Below are 3,817 nucleotides of genomic sequence, written 5' to 3'. Positions count from 1 at the left end.
CTTCGCGGACGCGGAGTCGCCACAGGGCAGCTGCGACCTGATGGCCGCAAGATTTGGCGGACCGCTGGTCTTTCACGCGGTGCCGGTCGGATTCGGCCAGGGGAAATGGGTTGTCGGCGAGTGCTGGACGGCGGACCCCGTCAGCCCGGCAGCGTTCTCTGCGGTGTTCCACGTCGCAACCTGCCCGCCCGACTACGCGCTCGTCGACTACCCGGCTGCGCCCGATGCCGCGAGCTGCCAACTCGGTGGCGAAGTGGTCGACATCCCGGTGGCGCTCTCCCCACCGCCGCCCGAATGCGATGTCTGCAAGGGCAACCCGATCTACCCGCTGCGCGGCGTGAAGCATGAGGAGGTGGACACGGGTCTCGTGATCGGGCGCACGACGCTGACGTTCAGCTACGACACCACCAGCAAGACGCCGAAGACGCCGAAGGTCTATGCCAGCGTTCCCGGCCTGGAGCAGATCGGAAGCGTCCTCGGCAGTTCTCTGTGGTACAGCAACCTGCACCGCAGAGGGACTGTGCGTACCTACAGTGGCGGGACCGTCCTGCCGGTGGTCGCCGTCTTTCCGCGGGGATACGCGCAGGTGATCTCGATGCCGCGGGCAGCGGACGGCACCTTCGCGGCGGAGCCGGGCGACGCCGATCGACTCATGTCGATCGCGGGTGGAGGCCATCGCTACAACGACAGCAAGCACAACGCGCAGGAGATCTTCGACGCCGCCGGCGTGTTGACGAGCATCGCGTGGACCGACGGCACGCTGGCCAGCTTCACGTACAGCGACGGCACGACGCCGGCGAGCATCGCGCCGGCGCCGGGCCTGCTGATCGGGGCGATGGACAACCGGGGGCACAGCCTGAGCTTTCGCTACGTCGCGGCGGGAGCGTTGACGCGCCTCGCCAGCATCACGGACGCCGCCGGACAGTCGACCACCCTCGGCTACGACAGCCAGAACAGGCTGATGGGCATCACGTGGTCCGATGGCACGACGCGCAGCTTCCTGTACGAGAACAGCGGCCTGCCGTGGGCGCTGACGGGTGTCAGCGATGAACGGGCGAAACGGTACTCGACCTTCACCTACGACATCGAGGGCCGTGCGATTGCCACCGAGCACGCCGGCGGGGTCGACCGCTACAGCGTGAGCTACACGACACCGCCGGCCATCCAGGTCGACCAGGTGGCGTACCCAGGCGGAGTCGCCCGGTACTTCAGCTGGGTGCAGCCGCAAGGTGTGGTGATGACCGAGCCGAGCGGGCAGACGACGACGTGGAGCACGGTGAGCGTGAACGGCAAGAACCAGTTCAGCTCGCAGAGTCAACCCGCCGGCGCGGGGAGCCTGGCGAGCAGCCGCAGCCAGTCGTATGACGCCAACGGCCGGGTGGCCAGCAAGGACGATTTCAACGGCAAGCGCAGCTGCTACGTGCATGACGCGACCCGCGGCCTCGAGGCCGTTCAGGTGACGCGCCTGGGCAGCGAGCTGAACTGCACATCCGTCACCGGCCCGGGCGCCAACCTGCCCGCCGGTGCGGTGAAGGTCAGCACGCAGTGGCACCCCGACTGGAACCTGCCGATCCGGGTGGCCGCGCCAGGGCAGCTCACGACGAGCGTGTACAACGGTCGACCTGACCCATTCAACGCAGAAGCCATCGCAAGTTGCGCGCCGGCTGGTGCAACGCTGCCGGACGGCAAGCCGCTCGCGGCACTGTGCAAGCGTGTGGAGCAATCCACGGCCGATTCGAACGGCAGTACCGGTTTCGCACTCCGAGCTGGTGTGCCTTCGGGACCGTCCGTGGATTCCACCGTGAGCCTGCTGCTGCATGCCGATGGTGCCCAGGCCTCGACGGTCATGACCGACAGCAGTCCCAGCGCGAAGAGCGTGACCGCCGCGGGTGGCGCACAGCTCAGCACGACAACGAGCCGCTTCGGGCCGAGCTCGATCCGCTTCAACGGCGGCGATTCGCATGTCGCCGCGCAAGGTGCTGATGCCTACAACTTCGGCTCAGGCGACTTCACGGTGGAATTCTGGGTGTACCTGGACAGTGCGTCCATCAACTACCGAGGCTTGGTGGTCCATGACCAGATCGGCGGGGTTCGGGGTTGGTTGATCTACACGGAAACCTCCGGTGTTCCGCAGGCCGGTGCGCTGAGTGCGGCGATCTGGTCCGGTTCGACGGCCTACTCGGTGCAAGACACCGTGCCGCTGCCTCTCAACACGTGGCATCACGTCGCACTCGTCCGTTCAGGCCAGACGCTTGCGCTGTATCGCAATGGCCAGCCCGTGGGCACGCCGGTGAACGTAGGCAGCGCGGCGACCGGTGATGTGCAGGAGCCGGCCGTCATCGGGGCGTTGCAAGGCATGGGTGCAGTGCTGTCCAACTCGACTTTCTCGGGCTACGTCGACGAGGTACGCATCACCAAGGGCCTGGCCCGCTACGCCGCTGCCTTCACCGTGCCAACGGCGCCGTTCGTTGCCGTGTCCGACGCCGTGCCACCTCCTGAAGCACCGACGACCGGCACGCCGCCGTTGCTGCAGACGCAGGTGCCCAGCCGCGTCAGCGAGTGGACCTATGACGCCGATGGCCGCGTGCTGACCGCGACCGATCCAGATACCGGCACGACCACTTTCGCGTACCACGCCGAGACGAATGACGATCACCAGCGCGGAGATCTGAAATCGATCACCACCTCGCTCGGCAAGATGACCACGTTCGATCGCTACAACCGCTACGGCCAGGTGCTGCAGAGCACCGACCCGAGCGGCGTTGTGACCGTGAACACCTACGACCTGCGGCAGCGCCTGCTGACGAACACGGTCGGTGGCGAGACGACGACGTATGCGTACGACGAAGCGGGTCAGCTGAAGAAAGTGACCTTCGACAACGGCACCTGGGTTGGCTTCGACTACGACGATGCGCACCGACAGGTGGCGGCATACGACCACAAGGCCAACCGCATCGACTACGTGCTCGACAACGCCGGCAACAAGACGGACGAGCGTGTGAAGGACCCGGCCGGCGCGCTCAAGCGCGGCCTGGTCCGGGCAATGGACGCACTGGGCCGTGCGCAGCAAAGCACGGGCAGGGAGTGAGAACATGAACAAGACGATGAACCACAAGCTGATTGCTGCGGCCGTTTCGGCCTTGCTGACCTCGACCGCAGCGATGGCTCAAGTTCCACCCCCACCGGTGTCACCCATTCCGGTGACGACCTACGAATACGATGCCGAGGGCAATCCCACCAAGGTGACGAAGGCCCCGAACAGCCTGAACCTGCAGAACAAGGCGAGCTACGACGCGCAGTACCGCGTGAAGGAACTGACCGATCCGCGGAACGGCAAGACTGCGATCGAGTACGACGGAGGAGGCAGGCCGACGAAGGTGACCGACCCGCGCAACCTGGTCACGCAATACCCGCGCAACGGCTTCGGCGATGCGACGCAGCTGATCAGCCCGGACACCGGCATCACCAACATCACCTACGACGCAGCCCGGCGGCTGAAGACCCGCACCGACAGCCGCGGCGTCACCGAGACCTACACCTACGACCTGGAAGGGCGGCCGACCAGCGTCGTCTACAGCCAGAGCGGACAGGCCAGCCAGACCATCACGTGGAGCTGGGACCTCACCGGCGCGGACTACACCTACAGCATCGGCCGGCTCAGCCGGGTGGATCACCCCAGCGGCTTCGCCCGTGTGAAGTACGACCCACGCGGCCGGATCACCGAAGCCGTGCAATCGGTGAACGCCAAGGCCGGTGCGAACACCGTGCCGATCCAGACGACGGTGAAGTACGCCTACTCGCACGGCGACCTGATGAC

The 3,817-nt window shown here is 66.3% G+C and carries 1 protein-coding gene and 1 pseudogene; both read left to right on the top strand.

The features are described from left to right. Positions 1-3,088 (top strand): LamG-like jellyroll fold domain-containing protein (locus AC1D12_RS27475; RefSeq protein ID WP_477844212.1); only part of this gene is annotated, 3,088 nt, incomplete at its 5' end. Positions 3,089-3,092: 4 nt separating this feature from the next. Further along, positions 3,093-3,817: pseudogene (locus AC1D12_RS27470) on the top strand (hypothetical protein); the annotation flags it as partial.

Source organism: Rhizobacter sp. P1_G5, from assembly GCF_056405435.1.
Note: the sequence above shows the minus strand (reverse complement) of the source record. Positions and strands in the feature narration are given on the sequence as shown.